Origin of the sequence: Halosimplex rarum (assembly GCF_047715405.1) — an archaeon.
In the GTDB taxonomy this organism is placed as follows: Archaea; Halobacteriota; Halobacteria; order Halobacteriales; family Haloarculaceae; genus Halosimplex; species Halosimplex rarum.
In genome coordinates this window covers 1,701,878-1,720,277 of sequence record NZ_CP180412.1, presented here as the reverse complement: position 1 = coordinate 1,720,277, position 18,400 = coordinate 1,701,878, and the positions used below count along the sequence as shown (strand labels likewise).

Genomic DNA, 18,400 nt, shown 5'->3' with positions numbered 1-18,400 from the left:
TTCCCGAGGTATCACGGGGTGAAATACTGCCCGTAGACTTTTGATGCAGAGGGCTTTAGAGACGTCATTAACCGATGGAGCTAGCTCTCGGGAGACCGTCGACTATCTTCGTGGTCGCATCGGACGAGTCCGGGCGCGAGGCCCTCGTCCGTGCGGCGAAGGCCTGCGAAGGGGCCGAGGTGGCGGTCGCCGAGTCGCTCGCGGCGGCACGGGACCGCATCGATGGGGACGAGAGCGCTTGCATCGCGGTCGGAGACGCCGACGAGGGGGTCATCGAGTTCCTGTCGAGCATCGAGCTCGATGTCCCCATCCTCTACTGCCCGGTGGACGGTGACGAAAGCACCGTCGCCGCCGCCGCTGCAGCGGGAGCGAGGTACGTCCCACGAGTCGACGGACTACACGATCATCTCGTCGACGCCATGACCGATGCGGTCGAGACCTACCAGGACCGCTGGGCCCGCGCCACGGAGAGCGCGATTCTCGACACCATGCTGTCGGACCTCGACGTCGCGCTCTACGCGAAGGACGACCAGGCGCGTCACGTGAAAGTCGCCGACGTCAAGGGCGGTGTCCCGCCCGGGGAGCAGTACGGAAAGACCGACCGGGAGATCTTCGGGGACGACCATCCCTTCGATTCGGACGAAACGTACCGGGACGACATGCGGGTCATCGAAACGGGGGAATCGATCCGCAAGAAGATACAGCACCACGGCGAGGAGGTCCCCATCACGTTGCGGACGACGAAAGTACCGCTGCGAGACGAGGACGGGTCCATCACGGGGCTCGTCGGCATCTCGGTGGACATCACCGAACTGAAAGAGCGCATCAGAACGCTCGAACGCAGGATCGAGCGGCTGGAGCACTTCGTCTCGCACGCGCACCACGACCTGAAGAATCCGCTGCAGGTTGCCTCGGGCTTCCTGGAGATCGCTCGCGAACAGGACGACGACGAGGTCGCCCTCGAGAAGATCCATGAGGCGCTCGACCGGATGGAGGAGATGTTCGACGACCTCAGACAGACCTCGCAGGCCGGGACGGGTATCGACAGCCATGCGGGGATGGTGCCGCTCACTCCGACGGTCGCCGACGTGTGGGCGGCCATCGATACCGGGTCGGCGACCCTCGACGTCGCGTTTCCCGACGGTGCCGCGATCCGTGCCGCCGACGCCGATATCCGCCCGCTGTTCGAGAACCTCCTGAAAAACGCCGTCGAACACGGTTCGACGAGCCCTCAGTCGCAAGCTCCTGAGGACGCCGTCGAACACGGGGACAATGACGTGACCGTCAGAGTCGGGCCCCTCGCGGACGGGTTCTACGTCGCCGACGACGGCCCCGGGATCCCGTCCAGCGAACGCGACGCGGTCACGGAACAGGGGTACACGACCGCCGAATCGGGGAGCGGGTCGGGACTGGCGATCGTCTCGGAGATCGCGACCGACAACGAGTGGGACCTCGCCGTCACCGAGAGCGAGTCCGGAGGCGCCCGATTCGAGTTCCGGAACGCGATGCTCGTGACCGAACACCCGGGGCCGACCATCGCCGGCGCGCCACACGAACTCGACGAGGCGGTCGACGTGGGGACGGTCACGGCCGGCGACCGCGGAACGTACGACGCCGAAGCGGACCGATGGACGATCGAGTCCGACGGCACCAACATCTGGCAGCACGAGAACGGCTTTCACTACGTGTTCACGCGAGTCCCGGGCGACGTTCGGATCGAAGGGCGCGTGCGCGACGTCGAACCGGTCATCGACTACAGCAAGGCCGGGTTCATGATCAGGAGCGGGACCGACGAGGACTGCGCCTACGGACACGTCGGTGCGACTGCGAAGCAGGGATCCGAGGTGCTCTGGCGCGGGCGCCCCGGGACCGTGGGCCGGTCGCAGCTACTTGGCGACGACGCCGACCGGTTCGAATACTACCGGATCGAACGCGTCGGCGACACGGTCACGTGTTCGGTTTCCCGAAGGGGGATAGACTGGTACGCGGTCGACCAGCGACAGGTCGAGTTCGACGAGCAGGTACTCGTGGGGATCGCCGTCTCCAGCCTCTCTCCGGAATACCCCACGACGGCTGTCGTGGAGGACGTCACCGTCACCTCGCTCGCCGAACCGCAGACCGACTGAATCGCCGGGACTCGACGCTCCGCAGACGTGTGTTACGGATTCTAAAACTTATTTTTCGCAATGGCGAAGACAGCCAGGAAAACTCGAAACTATTATCAGCGACAGTACCCTCGTTTAGGATGACCGAAACACATGGCTGTACTCGAAATAGACAACCTGCAGGCGAAAGTCGCAGAGGAGGGCGGTGAACAGATCCTCGAGGGCGTGGATCTGGAAGTCGAGTCGGGCGAGATCCACGCGCTGATGGGGCCGAACGGCTCCGGGAAGTCGACGCTGGCGAAGATCATCGCGGGCCACCCGGCCTACGAGGTCACGGGCGGCGAGGTCCGCTTCCACATCGAGGAAGACGAGTTCGAGGACATCGAAGTTCCCGCGGACCTCCAGACCTGGGACCTGCTCGACCTCGAACCGAACGAGCGCGCGGCGCTGGGCATCTTCCTCGCCTTCCAGTATCCCGCCGAGATCGAGGGTGTCACGATGGTGAACTTCCTGCGGACGGCGCTCAACGCCAAGCTCGAGGAGCGCGAGGAGCTCTTCGAGGACGAGGAAGCGGAGGAAGAGGAGGCCGAGGCCGGAGGCGACACCAAGGAGGACGCGGCCGGCTACGACACCTCGCCGATGGAAGGCCCCGCCGACGAGGGCGAGGTCGGCGTGGCCGAGTTCCAGGAGATCCTCCAGGAGAAGATGGAGCAGCTCGACATGGACGAGAAGTTCGCCAACCGCTATCTCAACGCGGGCTTCTCCGGCGGCGAGAAGAAGCAGAACGAGGTCCTCCAGGCTGCGATCCTCGAGCCGAGCATCGCCGTGCTCGACGAGATCGACTCCGGGCTGGACATCGACCGCCTGCAGGACGTCTCGACGGGCATCAACGCGCTGCGCGACGAGCAGGGCGCGGGCATCCTGCAGATCACCCACTACCAGCGCATCCTCGACTACGTCGAGCCGGACTACGTCCACGTCATGCTCGACGGCGAGATCGCGAAATCTGGCGGCGCGGAACTGGCCGAGACCCTCGAAGACGAGGGGTACGACTGGGTCCGCGAGGAAGTTTACGAGGCGGCCTGAGCGTGAACAGCGTCTTACGGCTCCACACCAAACCCACTACACAACAATGAGTTCAGACCAAGACCATCTCAAAGAGACAGACACGGAGGCCCGATTCGAGTTCAAGAAAGAGGAGAAGTCGGCCTTCGAGACCGAGAAGGGACTGACCGAGGAGACGGTCCGTCTCATCTCGGAGGACAAGGACGAGCCCGAGTGGATGCTCGAGCGACGCCTGCGCGCCCTGGAGCAGTTCCAGGAGATGCCGATGCCGACCGACTGGCCGGGCCAGCCCGACCTCTCGGAGGTCGACATCGACGAGATCGTTCCCTACATCCGCCCGGACATCGAGACGCGCGGCGGCGCGGAGGACTGGGAGGATCTTCCGGAAGAGATCCAGGACACCTTCGACAAACTGGGTATCCCGGAGGCCGAGAAGAACGCCCTCTCGGGCGTCGGCGCTCAGTACGAGTCGGAGATCGTCTACCAGAACATGCAGGAGCGCTGGGAGGAGAAGGGCGTCATCTTCTGCGACATGGACAAGGCCGTCCAGGAGCACGAAGACCTCGTCAAGGAACACTTCATGACGAAGTGCGTCCCCCCGAGCGACAACAAGTTCGCCGCGCTCCACGGCGCGGTCTGGTCCGGCGGGTCGTTCGTCTACGTCCCGGAGGACACGACCGTCAACATGCCCGTCCAGGCGTACTTCCGGATGAACTCGGAAGGGATGGGCCAGTTCGAGCACACGCTCATCATCGCCGAGGAGAACTCCGAGGTCCACTACATCGAGGGCTGTTCCGCCCCGAAGTACTCGGCGTTCAACCTCCACAGCGGAGGCGTCGAGGTCTTCGTCGGTGAGAACGCTCACGTCCAGTACTCCACGGTGCAGAACTGGTCGAAGAACACCTACAACCTCAACACCAAGCGCGCCATCTGCGAGGCCGACGGCACCATGGAGTGGGTGTCCGGCTCGATGGGCTCGAAGGCGACGATGCTCTACCCGAGCACCATCCTCAAGGGCCCCGGCGCGACCGACAACCACATCACCATCGCCATGGCCGGCGAGGGGCAGGACATCGACACCGGCGCGAAGGTCTACCACAACGCGCCGAACACGAACTCCACCATCGAGTCGAAGTCCATCGCCAAGGACGGCGGCCGCACCAACTACCGCGGCCTCGTCCACATGGCCGACGGCGCGAAGGGATCGAAGACCAACGTCGAGTGCGACGCGCTGATGTTCGACAACCAGTCGACGTCGGACACCATGCCCTACATGGAGATACAGGAGAACGACGTCGACGTCGCCCACGAGGCGACCGTCGGCAAGATCGGCGACGAGGACGTCTTCTATCTCCAGAGCCGCGGCCTCGACGACGACGACGCCAAGCAGATGATCGTCGCCGGTTTCATCGAGCCGATCACCGAGGAACTGCCCATCGAGTACGCGGTCGAGCTTAACCGCCTCATCGAACTGGAGATGGAGGGCTCGCTCGGGTAACCCCCGGTGTCTACCATGAGCACGCAGCTACACGCGAACCTCACGGAGGAGCAAGTACAGCAGATCAGCGACGAGCTCGACGAGCCTGAGTGGCTCCTCGAGACCCGTCTGGACGCGCTCGCGGCGCTCGACGATCTGGACATGCCGGACGTCATCACGACGCCCGGCCCGCGCAACTGGACGAACCTCGTCGACCTCGACTACGAGACGCTGGTCGACCCGCTGGAGTTCGCCCAGGAGAAAGACCGCGTCGAGGCCGAGGGCGCCGACGTTCTCGCCTGGGACGAGGCACTGGCCGAGCACGGCGACCTGATCGAGGAGCACTTCGGCAGCGTCGTCGATCCCCAGCGGGACTTCCTGACGGCCCTCTCCACGGCCCTGTTCAGCGCCGGGACGCTCGTCTACGTCCCCGAGGGCGTCGCCGCCGAGGACGTGAAGATCCGCACGACGATGAACAGCCGCTCGCTGTTCAACTACACGCTCGTCGTGGCCGAGGAATCGGCCTCGGCCACGATCCTCGAACGGCAGACGACCGGCACGAACATCGACGGCGACCAGTACTACTCGGGCGTCGTCGAGGTCGTCGCCGACGAGAACGCCAGCGTCCAGTACGGCGCGCTGCAGAACCTGGCCGAGGACACCTACAACTTCTCGGTCAAGCGCGGCCACGCCGACGACCACGCCACGGTCGACTGGATCGAGGGCAACATCGGCTCCCGCCTCACGAAGTCCAGCGTCGAGACGCGCCTGCTCGGCGAGGGCTCCGAGAGCCAGATCGTCGGCGCCTTCTTCGGGCACGACGACCAGCACTTCGACATCAACAGCCGCGTCTGGCACGAGAACGAGCACACCACCGCTGACCTCGTGACCCGCGGCGTCCTCGACGACGAGGCGCGCTCGGTCTACGAGGGCGTCCAGGACGTCGGCCGCGAGGCGTGGGACACCAGCTCCTACCAGCGCGAGAACACGCTGATGCTGAGCGAGGACGCCGAGGCCGACGCCTCGCCGAAGCTCATCATCAACAACCACGACACCGAGGCCAGCCACTCCGCGACGGTCGGCCAGGTCGACGCCGAGGAGCTGTTCTACATGACCTCCCGCGGCGTCGACGAGAAGCGCGCGAAGGACATGCTCGTCGAGGGCTTCTTCGTGCCCGTCTTCGAGGAAGTCGCCGTCGACGAACTCCGCGAGGACCTGGACGAACTCGTCGTCGAGCGTCTGCGCGAGTAGGCGGTTCTACGAGCGCAGGCTCGTCAGAACCCGCTTCTGACGGCGTCTTCGTGAGTGACCGGTAGGGAGCGAACGAAGGCTCGTGGAGCTTCGCTCCACGGCGCCTGCAGACGTAATCGCCCCGCTCGCAGGATTCGTCGACCGAGACATTCCCGTCGGAATCACCGCGCGTCGGCCGTTCTCATCTCGCGAAAATCCGCCGCGCGTTTAAATATAATTCGCGATTCACGTCTACTCAGAGCATGCGCCCGCTTCACACCGGCCCCCTCGCACTCGCGACGCTAGCTCCGTTGCACGCGGGGCCTCCACGGCTCCTCTCCGAGTCGGTTCTGGGAGTGTTCGTCGGCGTCGTCGTCGTTGTCCTCTATCTAGCCGCACTTCGCTGGACCGGCAGCGACGGTCCGGACACCGCCAGCGAGGGGACACGAAACCGCGACCGCGGGACGAACTGACAGCGCCGCTCGAATCGCCGAGGGAAGCACTTACGTCCCCGCCTCTCCGAGGATTGCCCATGAACGGAGTCACGCGCGACGACTACCGGGGGGCCGGCCGGTGAGCCTCACCGTCCCGGTCGGGTCCGACCACCAGTTGGCCCGTCTGTTGCAGATCGGCATCGTCCTCGAAGAGGTCGTCGAGGCGCGCGCCGCCAAACACGCCGCTGACTCGGCCGCGGATCTCGGCGAGGGGGTCACGGCGATGCTCGAAGACGCCGCCGAGGAGTCGGCCGACCATCGCTCACGCCTGGAAGCGCTGGTCGACGAACTCGACGCCGAGACGGTGCCCTTCGAGGAGATCGAGACGCTCGTCGAGGCCCAGTACGAGTCCGACGAGGACTTCGACGGCGTCCTCTACGACCAGCTCTGCAACGAGGAGACCGCCTACAAGTTCTACGACGACCTCATCGACGCTATCGAGGCGTCGGACGTGCAGTTCGGTATCGACCGCGAGCGGCTCATCGACACGCTCGCGGCGATCCGCGAGGAGGAGGCCGAGGGCGTCGAGGAAGTGACCCAACTCATGGAGGAACGACGATGAACACGGCCGACCAGTACCTGAAAGCCATCTATCTCATCCAGCAGATCGAGGACGGTCCAGCGTCGACCGGCGACCTGGCAGACCGACTCGACGTGAGCCCCGCCAGCGCCAACGAGATGATCGGCAAGCTCGAAGACCAGGGCCTCGCCGAACACGAGAAGTACAAGGGCGTCACCCTCTCCGACGACGGCATCGTCCGCGCCCGCGACGCCCTCCAGAACTACTGCATCATCGAGCGCTTCCTCGTCGAGGTCCTCGAAGTCGAGGAGTTCCGCGGCGAGGCACGCCAGCTTGAGAGCGTCATCGACGAGACCGTCGCCGAGCGCCTCGACACCATCATCGACCGCGATCCGAAGTGCCCCGACTGCTTCGACCCGGAAGACGACGTCTGCGGCCTGCTGGAAGTCCCCGCAACCGCCGACGACTGATCCGTCTCGAAGCGTTGAAGTTCGCCCCCAGTGTACGATTTTCCAACGAGCGGTTCGACTGCCCGGCGGGCCGGGTGACCGTTCGGACCGGCAACAGTCCCGTGGTGTAGTGGCCAATCATAGTGGCCTTTGGAGCCACTGACAGCGGTTCGAATCCGCTCGGGACTATAATTACTCTTGGTAATATTCATTGGCAAGCGACTTCGCCATCGAAATCGAGTTGGGCCGCTCAAACGGGTGTGTGGCGGGCCCGGTACCCCTCGTCGGTCCGCTCGACGGACTCGACAGCGTACAGCCGCAGGTCCCGCTCCTGGCTGGTCCGGACCGGGAAGTCGTAGTGGGTCGCCTCGTAGCCGAGGGAGTCGCCGTTCTCGCGGGTCTCCGCGACGAACTCCCGGTGGCGGTCCAGTCGCTCGCGGACGACAGACCGCGAGAGCTCGCCGACGTCGGTCATCTGGTCGTCGAACACCTCGGTGAAGGCGGCCTCGCGCTCGTAGCCGATCGAGTTGCGGCCGGCGACGAGGGCGGCCAGCGACGTGGTGCCGGTGCCCCAGAACGGGTCGAGCACGGTGTCGTCGTACACTGAGTACATGTTCACGAGGCGGTAGGGGATCTCGAAGGGGAACGCCGCCGAGCGCTCGCGGAGGTCGTCGTGCCCGAGCCCCTGGAGTTCGCCCTGCACGTCGGTCCAGACGTCGGAGAACCAGCGGTTGCGCTCTTCCCAGAAGTAGGCGGCCTCGTAGCGGCGGTCGGCGCCGGGCTCGAACGACCGCGAGTCGCTCCCGTTGCGGAAGACCATGACGTACTCGTGTTCGAGTGTGACGTAGGCGTTCGGCGGGACCATCCCCGAGCCCATGAACTTCGCCGCGCTGTTGGCGGGCTTGCGCCAGAGCACGTCGGGGAGGGGGTCGAAGCCGAACGACTGGAAGGCCTCGACGACGCGAGCGTGGTTGGGATAGACGCTGAAGCTGTCGCCGACGGTCCGGGTCGCGTCGCCGACGTTGACGCAGGCGATGCCGCCGTCGACGAGGACGCGCGACACCTCCGCCCACACGTCGTCGAGGACGCCGTGCATCGCCTCGAAGGCGCGGTCGCCGTCGCCCGCGGCGAGCGCGTCGCCGACGGCGGGGTCGAGGGCGGTGAACGTCTCGTCCCACATCTCGATCATCGGATACGGCGGCGAGGTCACGACGAGGTCGACGCTGTCGGCGGCCACGTCCGAGAGGTCGCGCGCGTCGCCCACGACGACCCGGTGACTCGTCTCCATCGTCCCTGTAGTCTGCACCACCGTCCTTGAGTCTCCCGACCGAAGCAAGACTGTATTCGGCCCGACGGTGCGCAACCGCGGCCGATATCAATCCTTATTATCTCGACGGCACTCTGTTAACATATGACCGTCGTCAGCGTCTCGATGCCCGACGAACTGCTCGAACGGATCGATACGTTCGCAGACGAACACGGGTACACCGGGCGGAGCGAAGTGGTCCGCGAGGCGGCGCGGAACCTGCTCGGCGAGTTCGAGGACAAGCAACTCGAGGAGCGCGAGCTGATGGGCGTCGTCACCGTCCTGTTCGACTACTCCTCCTCGGGCGTCGAGAACCGGATGATGAACCTCCGACACGAGTACGAGAACCTGGTCGCCTCGAACGTCCACAGCCACATCGGCGACCACTACTGTCTCGAACTGTTCATCCTCGAGGGCGGGCTCGAAGACATCTCGACCTTCGTGGGCAAGATCCGGGCGACCCAGGATACGCTCTCGATCGACTACTCCGTCATGCCCGTCGACCGCATCGACACCATCGGATAGTTCGACCGCGGCGCCCGGCCCAGCCGACCGACCGCTACAGGTAGGCCGCGTCCCAGCGCGTCGCTTTGCGGGCGTTGCCGCAGTTGTCGCACTCGATGCGGCCCATGGCGTCCATCGCGTTCGCCAGTCGGTTACAGTTGGCGCAGAAGTACCCGTAGTGGTCGGTGGCGTCCTCGTCGGCGTAGACCGCGTAGAACTTCCCCGCCGAGCCCTCGTCCCAGTCGTTCTCGTCGACGTAGACGGTGGCGCCGTCGGCCGCCCGGATCGACTGGAGTCCGCCGTCGGACCCCTCGGCGTAGATGTTCTCGACGCGCGTTCGACCGGCGACTTCGACTTCCTCCTGACCGACCCGCTCGAACCCCTGCGCCTCGTAGAAGTCGTTCCCGTCATCGTTGTCTTCGAGGACGCGCCCGGCGACGCGCTCGACGCCCGACTCCTCCAGTCGGTCGCGCGTTCGTTCGAACAGCGCGGTCGCGATGCTCTCGCCCCGATACGCCGGATCGACGTGGAGCCACAGGATCGTCGCCGTCTCGCCGTCGGCCGACCGCTCCGATTCGGCGAACCCGACGACCTGTCCGTCCCGCTCCGCCGCGAGCACTACTCTGTCGGGGTCGGCGAGCGTCTCGCCGACGGTGTCCTCGCCGTACCACTCCGAGATTGCGTCGGTGATCGCCCCCGGGCCGAGGGAGTACGACGCCTGCAACGAGCGGCGGGCCACGTCGCGGATCGCCGGGCTGTCGGCCGGCGCTGCGGTTCGTATCTCCATATGTCAACTGTTGGCACGCAACACGATAAAACCTCACCCGCGTCGCGGATCGACTGTCGACTCGTCGGGTCGGGACGGCGATCGGTGGGCGAGCGTGGAGTTCGCCGCCGATCGGCGGTGGCGACAGGCCAGCGATGGGGAGTCTACTTCGGGGTAATCGCAGGACAGTGGCCCTGTCACGGTGAAACATGCCGCTCGTCGCGGCGGCGATCGGCGTCGGAATCCGGCCGAAATCGGTTCGCCACGGGTGTCGTAACGCCTAAGAGTCGAACGCGCGTTTCTATCCGTAAGATGACTGACGCACGTATCTATCGGAGGTGGTTCTGTGGGGGTCGAGATTAGGGAGTCGCCGGTCTCGGACGAGGAGTTCGAGGAGATGAAGGGCTTCGTCCACGACTACCTCGCCGCCAGCGTCGAGAGCGAGGACGACGGCGGTCGCATGCGGTGGTACCCCTGGCACTCCGCGGAGTACCGCTTCAATCACATCCTGAACGTCGTCGAACTCGCCGAGGAGATCGCCGAGTCCGAAGGGGCGAACGTCGACGTGACCCGCGTGGCGGCGCTGTTCCACGACATCGCGAAACTGGAAGTCGACCAGGACCTCCACGCCGAGGAGGGCGCGCGCATCGCCCGCGAATACCTCACGAGTCACGGCGACTACCCCGCGTCGTTCGTCGACGAGGTCTGCGCCGCGGTCGAGGACCACTCCTACCAGGGCGATCTCACCGACCTCTCCCTGGAGACGCAGTGTCTCATCGAGGCCGACCTGCTCGACAAGGTCGGGGCAAACGGCACGGCGCTGATGCTCCTGCGGATGGGGTACGAGTCCCGCACGCACATCGACGCGGCCGAGATGGTCGGGCGCGTCCTCGAACGCGGCGTCGACGCCCGCGAGCGGATCCGGAGCGACACCGCCGAGAGCATCGTCCACCGCCGGCTCAAGCGGGTCAAGTGGTTCAAGGAGTGGCTCGAATCCGAAGTCGCCGACGTCGATCCTGACGCGGACCTGCACGGGCCGCCCGAGCGACCGGACTGACGCTGGTCGACTCGCCACCGACACCGCTGCGGGGCGCTACGCGACTCCGCCCAGAAGCGTCCGCGCCGCGGTCCAGCAGAAGGTGACGCCGAAGCCCGCGAGCACGACCGCCGACACGGCGGCGACGGTCGGTGCGAACGCGTCGACCCGCCGGCCGACGCTGACAAGCGTCGCCGGGAAGCCGACGATCCAGACGATGATCCCACCGAACAGCCCCGCGAGCAGCGCCGGACTTCCGGTTCTGACCACCAGCACGCCCGCGAGCCCGTCGCCGACGGCGGGCAGGTACGAGAGCACGTCGACGGTCCCCGGTTCGAGCAGGCCGACGCCGACCGTCAGCCAGAAGAGTATCTGGTAGGGGTTCGTCAGCGCGAGGACGAACGCCTTCGTGAAGCCGCGAGCGTCCGCGTCGTCCGGGGCTGGGCCCACGTCGTCGGACAGGAAGTCCGCGCGAGCGTCGCGGACCGCGCCGGCGGCGAAATAGAGCATCAGTAGTCCGCCGGCGCCGACCATGACCGCCCGAGCCGTGCCCGCGTCGTCGAGGAACGCCACCACGCCGGCGAGCGACAGCGCGAAGAAGATCAGGTCGGCGCTCATCGCGCCCAGCCCGGCGGTGAAGCCGGCGAGCCAGCCGCGGAGGACGCTCTCCTCGGCGATGACCGCGTTCATCGGGCCAGGCGGCGCGGCCAGCGCCAGTCCGAACACGACGCCGACGCCGACGGTCTGCGCGGCGGTTGCGACTCCCATCGGCGTCGGCTACCGGACGAACCGCGAAAAAGGCGTTGCGTCCGACGTGCCGAGGTCTGCCACCCGGTCGCCGCGCGGTTCCCGCCCGGTCCGCTACTGGTACATCCCGATCGGCTGGGCTTTCGAACTCTCCTCCTGGGCCTCTTCCATCCGCTTGGCGAGGTTCTCGCGCGCTTTGCTGATCTCCTCGGCCTGTTCGACGAGGTGTTCGGTTTCGACTTCGACGCCGGCGATCGGGCCGACACCGTCGAGCAGGACGACGCGCGCAGCCTCCGGATCGGGGAAGTTCTTGTTCGACTCGACGACCAGCCCGAGCGCGTCGAGGTCGGCGCGGTTGGCCTCGTAGAGGAGGGCGCCGGTCGGTCCGCTGATCACGCCGTTTTCGGTCGGCGCGGGGATGTCGTGTTCGTCGAGGAGCGCGGCCGCGTCGCCGTTCGCGACGCCGTACAGGGCGGGGACGTCGTCTTTCTCGGCGGGGAGTCCGGAGACGAACAGCGCCGTCGCGTCCCGCTCACCCAGCCACGCGACCAGACAGGCGGCGAAGTCGTCGGCCGCGTTCGGCGAGACGGGAACGTCGCTCTGCAGGACGAGCAGATCGCGCGTCTCGTCGGCGTAGATCCGGACCGGCGACTGGTAGCTCTGGTCCCCCTCGTTGAACACGACGACCTCCGGGAGCCCGTCGCAGTGACACGACGCGTAGTGGGTCATATCGAGGGCATCGACGAGGTGGTCCGCTGCGATCTTGCCCACGAGGCCGACCCCGGGCAGCCCCTCGATCAACGTCGGCGAGTCCAATTCGATCTCGTCGTCGTGTACCCTGACGTGAGCCATACCGGGTGGCGGGTCGCCAACGGCTTAAAACCGCCCGCGAGCGGGCGCTCGCCGGGCCCGACCGCCGGCGCCGTCACCCGTCCACGCGCGCCGGGGGCGCCGCGAGACGAGGGGGTTAACACGGGCGGGAGCGAACGGGGCCCCAATGGACGTACTGGAGCGCTACGCGCCCCTCGTGGACGATTTCGACGCCTTCCGCGCGGCCTGCGACCGGCCGCTCCCCTCGGTCGTCCGCGTCAACACGCTGAAGACGACCGTCGAGCGCGCCCGAGCGGCCCTGGACGAGGCGGGCATCGCCTACGAGCCCCGCGCGTGGCACGACGGACTGCTCGCCCTCCCCGAAGACCAGCCCGGGACGAACTGGCCGTACGTGCTCGGGTGGATCCACGGCCAGGAGGAAGTCTCGGCCGTCCCCGCCGAAGTGCTCGACCCCCAGCCCGGCGAGCGCGTCTGGGACGCCTGTGCCGCACCGGGCAGCAAGACGACCCAGATCGCGGCGCTGATGGAGGACACCGGGCTGCTGGTCGCGACCGACAACAATCTGGGACGTATCTCCGCCCTGCGCTCGAACGCCGAGCGCGCCGGCGCCACGAACGTCGCCGTCACGCACGAGGACGCCCGCAACCACTCGCTCAAGCCGTTCCGCGCGCCCGACTCCGACGAAGGCCGTGAAGGCGAGCCGTACGACCGGGCGCTCGTCGACGTACCGTGTTCCTGCGAGGGGACCATCCGCAAGAACCCCGACGCGCTCGACGACTGGAACCTCGACCACGTCCACGGCATCGCCGGCGTCCAGAAGGGCGTCCTCCGCCGGGCGATCCAGACCACTCGCGAAGGCGGCACCGTCGTCTACTCCACCTGCACGTTCGCGCCCGAGGAGAACGAGGCCGTCCTCGACTACGCGCTCGCCGAAGAGCCGTGCGAACTCGTCGAGTTCGACCTGCCGCTCGACCACGCGTCCGGCGTCACAGAGTGGGAAGACGAGACCTACGACGAGTCCGTCCGAAAGGCCAAGCGCATCTACCCGCACCACAACGACACGGGCGGCTTCTTCTGCGCGAAACTGGAGGTGACCGCCGAATGAGCCCCGAAGTCGCGGAGGAGAACGACGGCACTCGTTTCGACCGACTGCCCGCGACCGCCGAGGAGCGGACGGTCGAGGGGCGGGCGACCCGCGAGGAAGTGCTGGAGTGGTGGGACGAGCGCTTCGGCGTCCCGCCGGAGACGTTCGAGAACCACACCTTCTGGGAGCGCGGATCCGGCAAGATCTGGGCGTTCGCCGACGACGTGGCTTCACCGGTCGAAATCGAAGGACTCGGGCTCGCGTTCCTGCGGACGCGCCGTGAACACTGGAAGCCGACGCTGGAGGCCATCCAGCGGTTCGGCGGCCGGGCAGACGACTGCGTCATCCACCTCTCGCGGGAGGAGGCGGCGACGTTCGTCGCCGGCGACGACCAGGAACTCGACTGGGACGGCGACTGGGGGTACCTGATCGTCACCACCGACGTCGCGAGCGAGCCCGAACCGGTCGGCGTCGGCCTCTACGTCCACGGCGAACTCCGCTCGCAGGTCCCGAAGGGCCGGCGCCGGGAGCTGTAGGATCGACGCCGGACTACAGAGACCCGCGGACGCCGTCACAGCGGCCCCTACGCGGACGTTATCACAGCGGCTCTCACCACGGCAACGCTTATCAGTGGAAGCGAGAATCGTAGTGGTATGTCGTGGTCGCGCCGGCTCTGGGTCGTTCTCGCCGTTCTCGCGGTTATCGGCGCCTCTGGGGCCATCCTGGCGTCGATGTACGGTGACGGTGCCGTCTCCGTCGACGACGTGAACGCCACCGGCGCGACGCCGACGAACGTCACGGCCAACTGCGAGGACGTCGTCGTCCGCAGCGCGACCGTCACGGCCACCGTCAGCCGTGCGGAATCCGGACTCGACAACCCGCAGGTCTGGGCGGTCGGTATCGCCGTCCGCGCCTCTGTCTTCGGAGACACGAAGCGGCGCGTCGTCTCGGTCCCGCCGGGCACCAGTCGGACGGTGACCGTCCCGTTCACGAGCGTCCGCGAGGGATCGTGGGCGCCGCAGTCGTTCGAAGACGTCGTGATCCAGGTCTCGCAGGGCAGCGCGACCGTCGGCGAACGGACGGAGACGGTGACGCTCGTCCCCGTGAAAGCCGGCGAGGACTGCTGAGAAACTCGGGCTCGATCACCGACTCACTCGTCGCGCTCGCAAACCGTTCCACCGCTCAACCCCTCCCAGGCCACACGATACCCCAACGCCGAGAGCGCGGCGCTGGCGTCGTCGATGCCGTACTCGTCCAGGACGGCTTCGGCCCCACCGAGGTCCATCCCGACATCGACCCGGTCGGCCAGCTCTTCCAGCACCGCCGGCCTGACCAGGGTCCGTCCGACGCGCTCGTGTTCGGGAAACCCCTTGTCCTCGACGGCGCTCTGGCTGACGCCGCGGTCGGCGGCGAGCGATTCGAGGGTCACGACGTCCGCTTCGGGAACCAGTTCGTCGGGGAGCGCCGCGGCGCTCTCGGCGACGAGTTCGTCCTCGTAGCGCCGGAGCGCGTCGCGAACGTCTTTGACTCGCACCGTTCCGGAGTAGGGGATCGCGCGGTGGTCTCTGGCTTCGATGGCCTCCCCGGCGCCCAGGTCCTCGTCGACGGCGACGAGTAGCTCTACGTCGTCGATGGCCTCCAGTTGCGAGAGCTTCTTCTCGACGTACGCCGGCGTCCAGAACCCCATTATCTCGAAGAACACGCGGAAGTCGGCGTGGCGGTAGTCGAACGCGAAGTCGGGGATGGCGACGCTCGCGCCCGCTTCCAGGGGTTCGGGCTCACGCACGAGGTCCCAGTCCAGGTCGAGCGACTCGAAGCGCGTCGCGAAGTCCGCCTCGACGCCGCTGTCGTAGCTCACGTCGGTCACGGGCTCGACGCCCGGGACTGACACGTCTTCGTCGGTGAGCACCATCGTCCGCTCGGTACCGCGGTCGTCGACGGTCGCTTCCAGGCGCCACTCGTCGGCTTTCGCGACCGTCCGCAGGAGACGGGCGAATCGAGTCCCGTAGCGACGCGTCCGCCGGAACAGCGCCGTCGGGCCGGTGACGGCAACTTCGCGGCCGGCGTCGGTCTTGCGGACCTCGTACATCAGGCGGAGGCGCTTGACGGCCGAGACGAGCGCCTTCGGGTCGCTCGACCGGACGCGGACCTCCGTGGCGTCGAACAGGGCCGTCTGGCCCAGCGAGAGGTTGTACTGGGCCACGAGTTCGTCGGGGCCCCAGCGCGAGTCGACCGCGGCGAGGACCTCACGGGCGTCGAGGTCGGCGTACAGCGAGTCGGCGAGCGCCTCGGCGTCGGTATCGGTGTCGAACCGACTCGCGGCCCGTTCGAGCGCCCGCTCGCGGTCGGCAACGGTGACGACGCCGACGGCCTCGCTCGCGGCGAAGGCGGCCTCCCGAGCGCGGAGGGGTTCGACCGGCGCGCGGACCTCGAAGCGGGCCTCGCGGTCCAGCAGTTTGGCGAATCCGCGGACCAGCTTGAAGTCGTCGGACTCGCGTTCGAGCGACTGGAGGGCGTCGTCGAGTTCGGCCCGCGTGCGGTCGACGTGGCCCTGGTAGACGCCGAGGACTCGCGCGGCGAGGTCGCGTCGGTCGCCGTCGACGAACTGCGGGTGGAAGCCGCCGCCGGCCCGCGAGACGCGAAGCAGGTCCTTCGTCAGCACGGCCGGGAGTCGGCCGCCGACGGGCATAAGCGCGACGGGTGGTCGCTCTCGCCGGCGGTCTCACCGCCGGGGGATCCGACGAGAAGATTCTTACCGGACCGTCCCCGGGAAGCAGGTATGCAACGACGGAGGGTCCTGCGCGGGCTGGCCGCCCTCGCAGCGGGCGGGACGGCGGGCTGTGCGGGCGCCAACCGGGAGGTGCCGGTGACGGCCCCCGAACCACCGGCGGCGGTCCGCGAGTCCGGAGGCGGAGACCCGCCCGGCGGCGGTGAGGGGGACGACGGCGGATCCGGCGACCCTCAGTTCGCCGTGCCGGAGTGGACCTACGAGGCGACCGACGACGGCGACCTCCTGGTCGTGCTCACGGTCGAGAACCGGGCGCAACGACCAGATAACGCGACGATGACGGTCGTCCTGACGGCGGGTGACAAGCGATTCACGCCGACGGAACACGTCGCGCTCCAGCCTGGCGAGTCACAGGAGATACGAATCGTCGTCCCAGTCCCGTACAGCGAGTACGACACCGACCCAGGATTCGACGTCCGGTTCGAGCCCGGCGAGCCCGCGACCCCGATCCCGGAGGGAACGGTGACGCCGTACCCCGAAGACAGGGAGACCGCGACGGCCGAGTCGACCGAGGCCGACGAGTCGACGGCGACGGGAGATCCCGCGGTCACAGCGACGGCGACCGCCGAAGACGACTCGACTACGGCGGAGTAGGTGGAACCGAGAGGGCGAATCTACCGCCGTCTGCGTGCGACCCGTTCTTCCGCGGTCTCCTCGGTGACGATCTCGTAGAGCAGCGCCCGTTCGCCCTCCTCTTTCGGTCGGAGTATCCGGCCGAGTCGCTGGGTAAACTCCCGCTCGCTGCCGCTGCCCGAGAGCACGACGGCCACGTTCGCGTCGGGCACGTCGACCCCCTCGTCGAGCACGTTCGCCGTCACGACCCGGGAGTACTCGCCCGAGCGGAACCGTTCGAGGATCTCGCGGCGCTCGCTCGCGCCGGTCTCGTGAGTGATCGCGGGGATCAGAAAACGCTCGGAGAGGCGATACACGAGGTCGGTGTGGGCGGTGAAGACGATGATCCGGTCCTCCTCGTGGCGGTCGAGGATGTCCTGCAGGCGCTCGACCTTCTCGTCGGCGTTCATCATCACCTCGCGGGCGCGCTGTTTCGCCAGCAGCGCCTCGCGGGCCCGCGGGTCGCTCCCGGAGCGCTTGACGAGTTCCTGGTAGTCGCTGCCGCTTCGCATGTCGATCCCCGAGGCGGCGAGGTAGTCGGTGAACGTCTCCTGATGGCGCTCGTAGACGTCCCGTTCCTCCGAGGTCAGCGCCACTTCGAGGCGCTTGATGTCGTAGTCGGCGAGGTGCTCGCCGGCGAGTTCGTCCACGTCGACCCGGTGGACCAGCGGGCCGACGAGTTCCTCCACAACCTCGTGGGCGCCGTCGGGGCGCTCGAACGTGGCCGTGAGTCCCATCCGAGCGGGCGTGGCGAGCACCCGAGCGATGTCGCGGTATCCCTCGCCGCCGAGGTGGTGAACCTCGTCGAAGACGACGAGGCCGAACCGATCCCCGAGTTCGTCCGCGCGGAGGTACGCCGAGTCGTACGTCGAGACGGTAACGTCGGCGAGGCGCTGCTCGCCGCCGCCGAGCTGGCCCACTTCGCGGTCGAACTCCCGTTCGAGCTCCCGGCGCCACTGTTCGAGCAGATCGATGGTGGGGACGACGACGAGCGTCGGCGAGCCCAGGGCTTCCATCGCGGCGATGCCGATGACGGTCTTCCCGCTCCCGGTCGGGAGTTCGAGCACACCCTGGCGATCGGCGGCCTCCCACGCGTCGAGCGCGGTCCGCTGGTACCCGCGGAGTTCGTACGTCGAGTCGAGGGAGAGTTCAGGGAGGGCGAAGACACGGTCGTCGTAGGGAACACCGACGTCGTCGAGGGCCGCACGGAGGTCGGTGTAGCGGTGGGCGGGCGCCCGGAGCGTCTTCGAGCGCTCGTCGCGCTCGACGTAGGGCAGGTCGAGGACGTCGCTACCAGCGTCCTCGGCGTCGCTTCCGGCGTCTTCGACACCGGTGATCCGGATCGTGCCTTCCTCGTAGGTGAGCCGAACGGTCACTGCCGCGGAT

The 18,400-nt window shown here is 67.4% G+C and carries 19 protein-coding genes and 1 tRNA gene; 14 read left to right on the top strand and 6 right to left on the bottom strand.

The genetic code is table 11. The features are described 5' to 3' along the window. Nucleotides 1-110: 110 nt before the first annotated feature. The 8 genes from ACMGFH_RS08335 (at nt 111) to ACMGFH_RS08300 (ending at nt 7,529) form a co-directional block, all read left to right on the top strand. Nucleotides 111-2,126, top strand: a complete 2,016-nt coding sequence (locus tag ACMGFH_RS08335) for an ATP-binding protein (RefSeq protein ID WP_415382511.1) — start codon at nt 111-113, stop codon at nt 2,124-2,126. 132 nt (nt 2,127-2,258) lie between these two features. Next, the gene (locus tag ACMGFH_RS08330) at nt 2,259-3,191 is read left to right on the top strand and encodes an ABC transporter ATP-binding protein (RefSeq protein ID WP_415382510.1); all 933 of its coding nucleotides are present in this window, start codon (nt 2,259-2,261) and stop codon (nt 3,189-3,191) included. Nucleotides 3,192-3,237: 46 nt separating this feature from the next. Continuing rightward, nucleotides 3,238-4,668, top strand: coding sequence for a Fe-S cluster assembly protein SufB (gene sufB, locus ACMGFH_RS08325; RefSeq protein WP_415382509.1), 1,431 nt, complete (start codon nt 3,238-3,240; stop codon nt 4,666-4,668). Between the two features lie 15 nt (nt 4,669-4,683). Then, on the top strand, nt 4,684-5,898 hold the full coding sequence (gene sufD / locus ACMGFH_RS08320; RefSeq protein ID WP_415382507.1) for a Fe-S cluster assembly protein SufD: 1,215 nt from the start codon (nt 4,684-4,686) through the stop codon (nt 5,896-5,898). Nucleotides 5,899-6,140: 242 nt separating this feature from the next. Further along, nucleotides 6,141-6,350 carry a hypothetical protein gene (locus ACMGFH_RS08315; protein WP_415382506.1) on the top strand — a complete coding sequence of 70 codons (210 nt, stop codon included), beginning with the start codon at nt 6,141-6,143 and terminating at the stop codon, nt 6,348-6,350. A gap of 100 nt (nt 6,351-6,450) precedes the next feature. Beyond that, the gene (locus tag ACMGFH_RS08310; protein WP_415382505.1) at nt 6,451-6,933 is read left to right on the top strand and encodes a ferritin-like domain-containing protein; all 483 of its coding nucleotides are present in this window, start codon (nt 6,451-6,453) and stop codon (nt 6,931-6,933) included. Next, on the top strand, nt 6,930-7,361 hold the full coding sequence (locus ACMGFH_RS08305; protein WP_415382504.1) for a metal-dependent transcriptional regulator: 432 nt from the start codon (nt 6,930-6,932) through the stop codon (nt 7,359-7,361). The genes ACMGFH_RS08310 and ACMGFH_RS08305 overlap by 4 nt, the downstream gene beginning before the upstream one ends. A gap of 95 nt (nt 7,362-7,456) precedes the next feature. Next, nucleotides 7,457-7,529 (top strand) — tRNA-Gln (locus ACMGFH_RS08300). A gap of 61 nt (nt 7,530-7,590) precedes the next feature. Here the strand turns inward: ACMGFH_RS08300 and ACMGFH_RS08295 are convergent. Then, the gene (locus tag ACMGFH_RS08295) at nt 7,591-8,628 is read right to left on the bottom strand and encodes a DNA methyltransferase (RefSeq protein WP_415383225.1); all 1,038 of its coding nucleotides are present in this window, start codon (nt 8,626-8,628) and stop codon (nt 7,591-7,593) included. A gap of 123 nt (nt 8,629-8,751) precedes the next feature. On the opposite strand from ACMGFH_RS08295, the gene ACMGFH_RS08290 reads away from it, so the two are divergent. Further along, a complete protein-coding gene (locus ACMGFH_RS08290; RefSeq protein WP_415382503.1) occupies nt 8,752-9,171 on the top strand; it encodes a CopG family ribbon-helix-helix protein in 420 nt (139 codons plus the stop codon). A gap of 34 nt (nt 9,172-9,205) precedes the next feature. On the opposite strand, the gene ACMGFH_RS08285 is transcribed toward ACMGFH_RS08290, so the two are convergent. Next, nucleotides 9,206-9,937, bottom strand: a complete 732-nt coding sequence (locus ACMGFH_RS08285; protein WP_415382502.1) for a GNAT family N-acetyltransferase — start codon at nt 9,935-9,937, stop codon at nt 9,206-9,208. 325 nt (nt 9,938-10,262) lie between these two features. On the opposite strand from ACMGFH_RS08285, the gene ACMGFH_RS08280 reads away from it, so the two are divergent. Further along, complete coding sequence (locus ACMGFH_RS08280; RefSeq protein ID WP_415382501.1) at nt 10,263-10,973, top strand: HD domain-containing protein; 711 nt, start codon at nt 10,263-10,265, stop codon at nt 10,971-10,973. A gap of 36 nt (nt 10,974-11,009) precedes the next feature. Here ACMGFH_RS08280 and ACMGFH_RS08275 read toward each other — a convergent pair whose 3' ends face one another. Continuing rightward, complete coding sequence (locus tag ACMGFH_RS08275; RefSeq protein ID WP_415383223.1) at nt 11,010-11,678, bottom strand: LysE family translocator; 669 nt, start codon at nt 11,676-11,678, stop codon at nt 11,010-11,012. A 135-nt stretch (nt 11,679-11,813) separates the two neighbouring features. Continuing rightward, nucleotides 11,814-12,551, bottom strand: coding sequence for a proteasome assembly chaperone family protein (locus ACMGFH_RS08270; protein WP_415382500.1), 738 nt, complete (start codon nt 12,549-12,551; stop codon nt 11,814-11,816). Between the two features lie 145 nt (nt 12,552-12,696). On the opposite strand from ACMGFH_RS08270, the gene ACMGFH_RS08265 reads away from it, so the two are divergent. The 3 genes from ACMGFH_RS08265 to ACMGFH_RS08255 all read left to right on the top strand — a co-directional run bounded on the left by ACMGFH_RS08265 (nt 12,697) and on the right by ACMGFH_RS08255 (nt 14,741). Further along, complete coding sequence (locus ACMGFH_RS08265; protein ID WP_415382499.1) at nt 12,697-13,635, top strand: RsmB/NOP family class I SAM-dependent RNA methyltransferase; 939 nt, start codon at nt 12,697-12,699, stop codon at nt 13,633-13,635. Further along, entirely contained in the window at nt 13,632-14,150 is a 519-nt protein-coding gene (locus ACMGFH_RS08260) for a hypothetical protein (protein WP_415382498.1), read from the top strand. The genes ACMGFH_RS08265 and ACMGFH_RS08260 overlap by 4 nt, the downstream gene beginning before the upstream one ends. A 117-nt stretch (nt 14,151-14,267) precedes the next feature. After that, entirely contained in the window at nt 14,268-14,741 is a 474-nt protein-coding gene (locus tag ACMGFH_RS08255; RefSeq protein WP_415382497.1) for a hypothetical protein, read from the top strand. Nucleotides 14,742-14,764: 23 nt separating this feature from the next. On the opposite strand, the gene ACMGFH_RS08250 is transcribed toward ACMGFH_RS08255, so the two are convergent. Beyond that, a complete protein-coding gene (locus tag ACMGFH_RS08250; RefSeq protein WP_415382496.1) occupies nt 14,765-16,276 on the bottom strand; it encodes a DUF790 family protein in 1,512 nt (503 codons plus the stop codon). A 117-nt stretch (nt 16,277-16,393) separates the two neighbouring features. Here ACMGFH_RS08250 and ACMGFH_RS08245 point away from each other — a divergent pair, with 117 nt between their 5' ends. Next, nucleotides 16,394-16,996: a hypothetical protein gene (locus tag ACMGFH_RS08245; RefSeq protein ID WP_415382495.1), complete on the top strand. Its 603-nt coding sequence runs from the start codon at nt 16,394-16,396 to the stop codon at nt 16,994-16,996. 20 nt (nt 16,997-17,016) lie between these two features. Here the strand turns inward: ACMGFH_RS08245 and ACMGFH_RS08240 are convergent, their stop codons facing one another. Then, on the bottom strand, nt 17,017-18,390 hold the full coding sequence (locus ACMGFH_RS08240) for a DEAD/DEAH box helicase (protein ID WP_415382494.1): 1,374 nt from the start codon (nt 18,388-18,390) through the stop codon (nt 17,017-17,019). Nucleotides 18,391-18,400 lie beyond the last annotated feature (10 nt).

Bases quoted from the DNA above. Each gene is read 5' to 3' on its own strand.
- ACMGFH_RS08330 (WP_415382510.1), top strand. From the start codon at position 2,259: ATGGCTGTACTCGAAATAGACAACCTGCAGGCGAAAGTCGCAGAGGAG.
- ACMGFH_RS08305 (WP_415382504.1), top strand. From the start codon at position 6,930: ATGAACACGGCCGACCAGTACCTGAAAGCCATCTATCTCATCCAGCAG.
- ACMGFH_RS08255 (WP_415382497.1), top strand. From the start codon at position 14,268: ATGTCGTGGTCGCGCCGGCTCTGGGTCGTTCTCGCCGTTCTCGCGGTT.
- sufB (WP_415382509.1), top strand. From the start codon at position 3,238: ATGAGTTCAGACCAAGACCATCTCAAAGAGACAGACACGGAGGCCCGA.
- sufD (WP_415382507.1), top strand. From the start codon at position 4,684: ATGAGCACGCAGCTACACGCGAACCTCACGGAGGAGCAAGTACAGCAG.
- ACMGFH_RS08260 (WP_415382498.1), top strand. From the start codon at position 13,632: ATGAGCCCCGAAGTCGCGGAGGAGAACGACGGCACTCGTTTCGACCGA.
- ACMGFH_RS08290 (WP_415382503.1), top strand. From the start codon at position 8,752: ATGACCGTCGTCAGCGTCTCGATGCCCGACGAACTGCTCGAACGGATC.
- ACMGFH_RS08265 (WP_415382499.1), top strand. From the start codon at position 12,697: ATGGACGTACTGGAGCGCTACGCGCCCCTCGTGGACGATTTCGACGCC.
- ACMGFH_RS08315 (WP_415382506.1), top strand. From the start codon at position 6,141: ATGCGCCCGCTTCACACCGGCCCCCTCGCACTCGCGACGCTAGCTCCG.
- ACMGFH_RS08245 (WP_415382495.1), top strand. From the start codon at position 16,394: ATGCAACGACGGAGGGTCCTGCGCGGGCTGGCCGCCCTCGCAGCGGGC.
- ACMGFH_RS08295 (WP_415383225.1), bottom strand. From the start codon at position 8,628: ATGGAGACGAGTCACCGGGTCGTCGTGGGCGACGCGCGCGACCTCTCG.
- ACMGFH_RS08270 (WP_415382500.1), bottom strand. From the start codon at position 12,551: ATGGCTCACGTCAGGGTACACGACGACGAGATCGAATTGGACTCGCCG.
- ACMGFH_RS08285 (WP_415382502.1), bottom strand. From the start codon at position 9,937: ATGGAGATACGAACCGCAGCGCCGGCCGACAGCCCGGCGATCCGCGAC.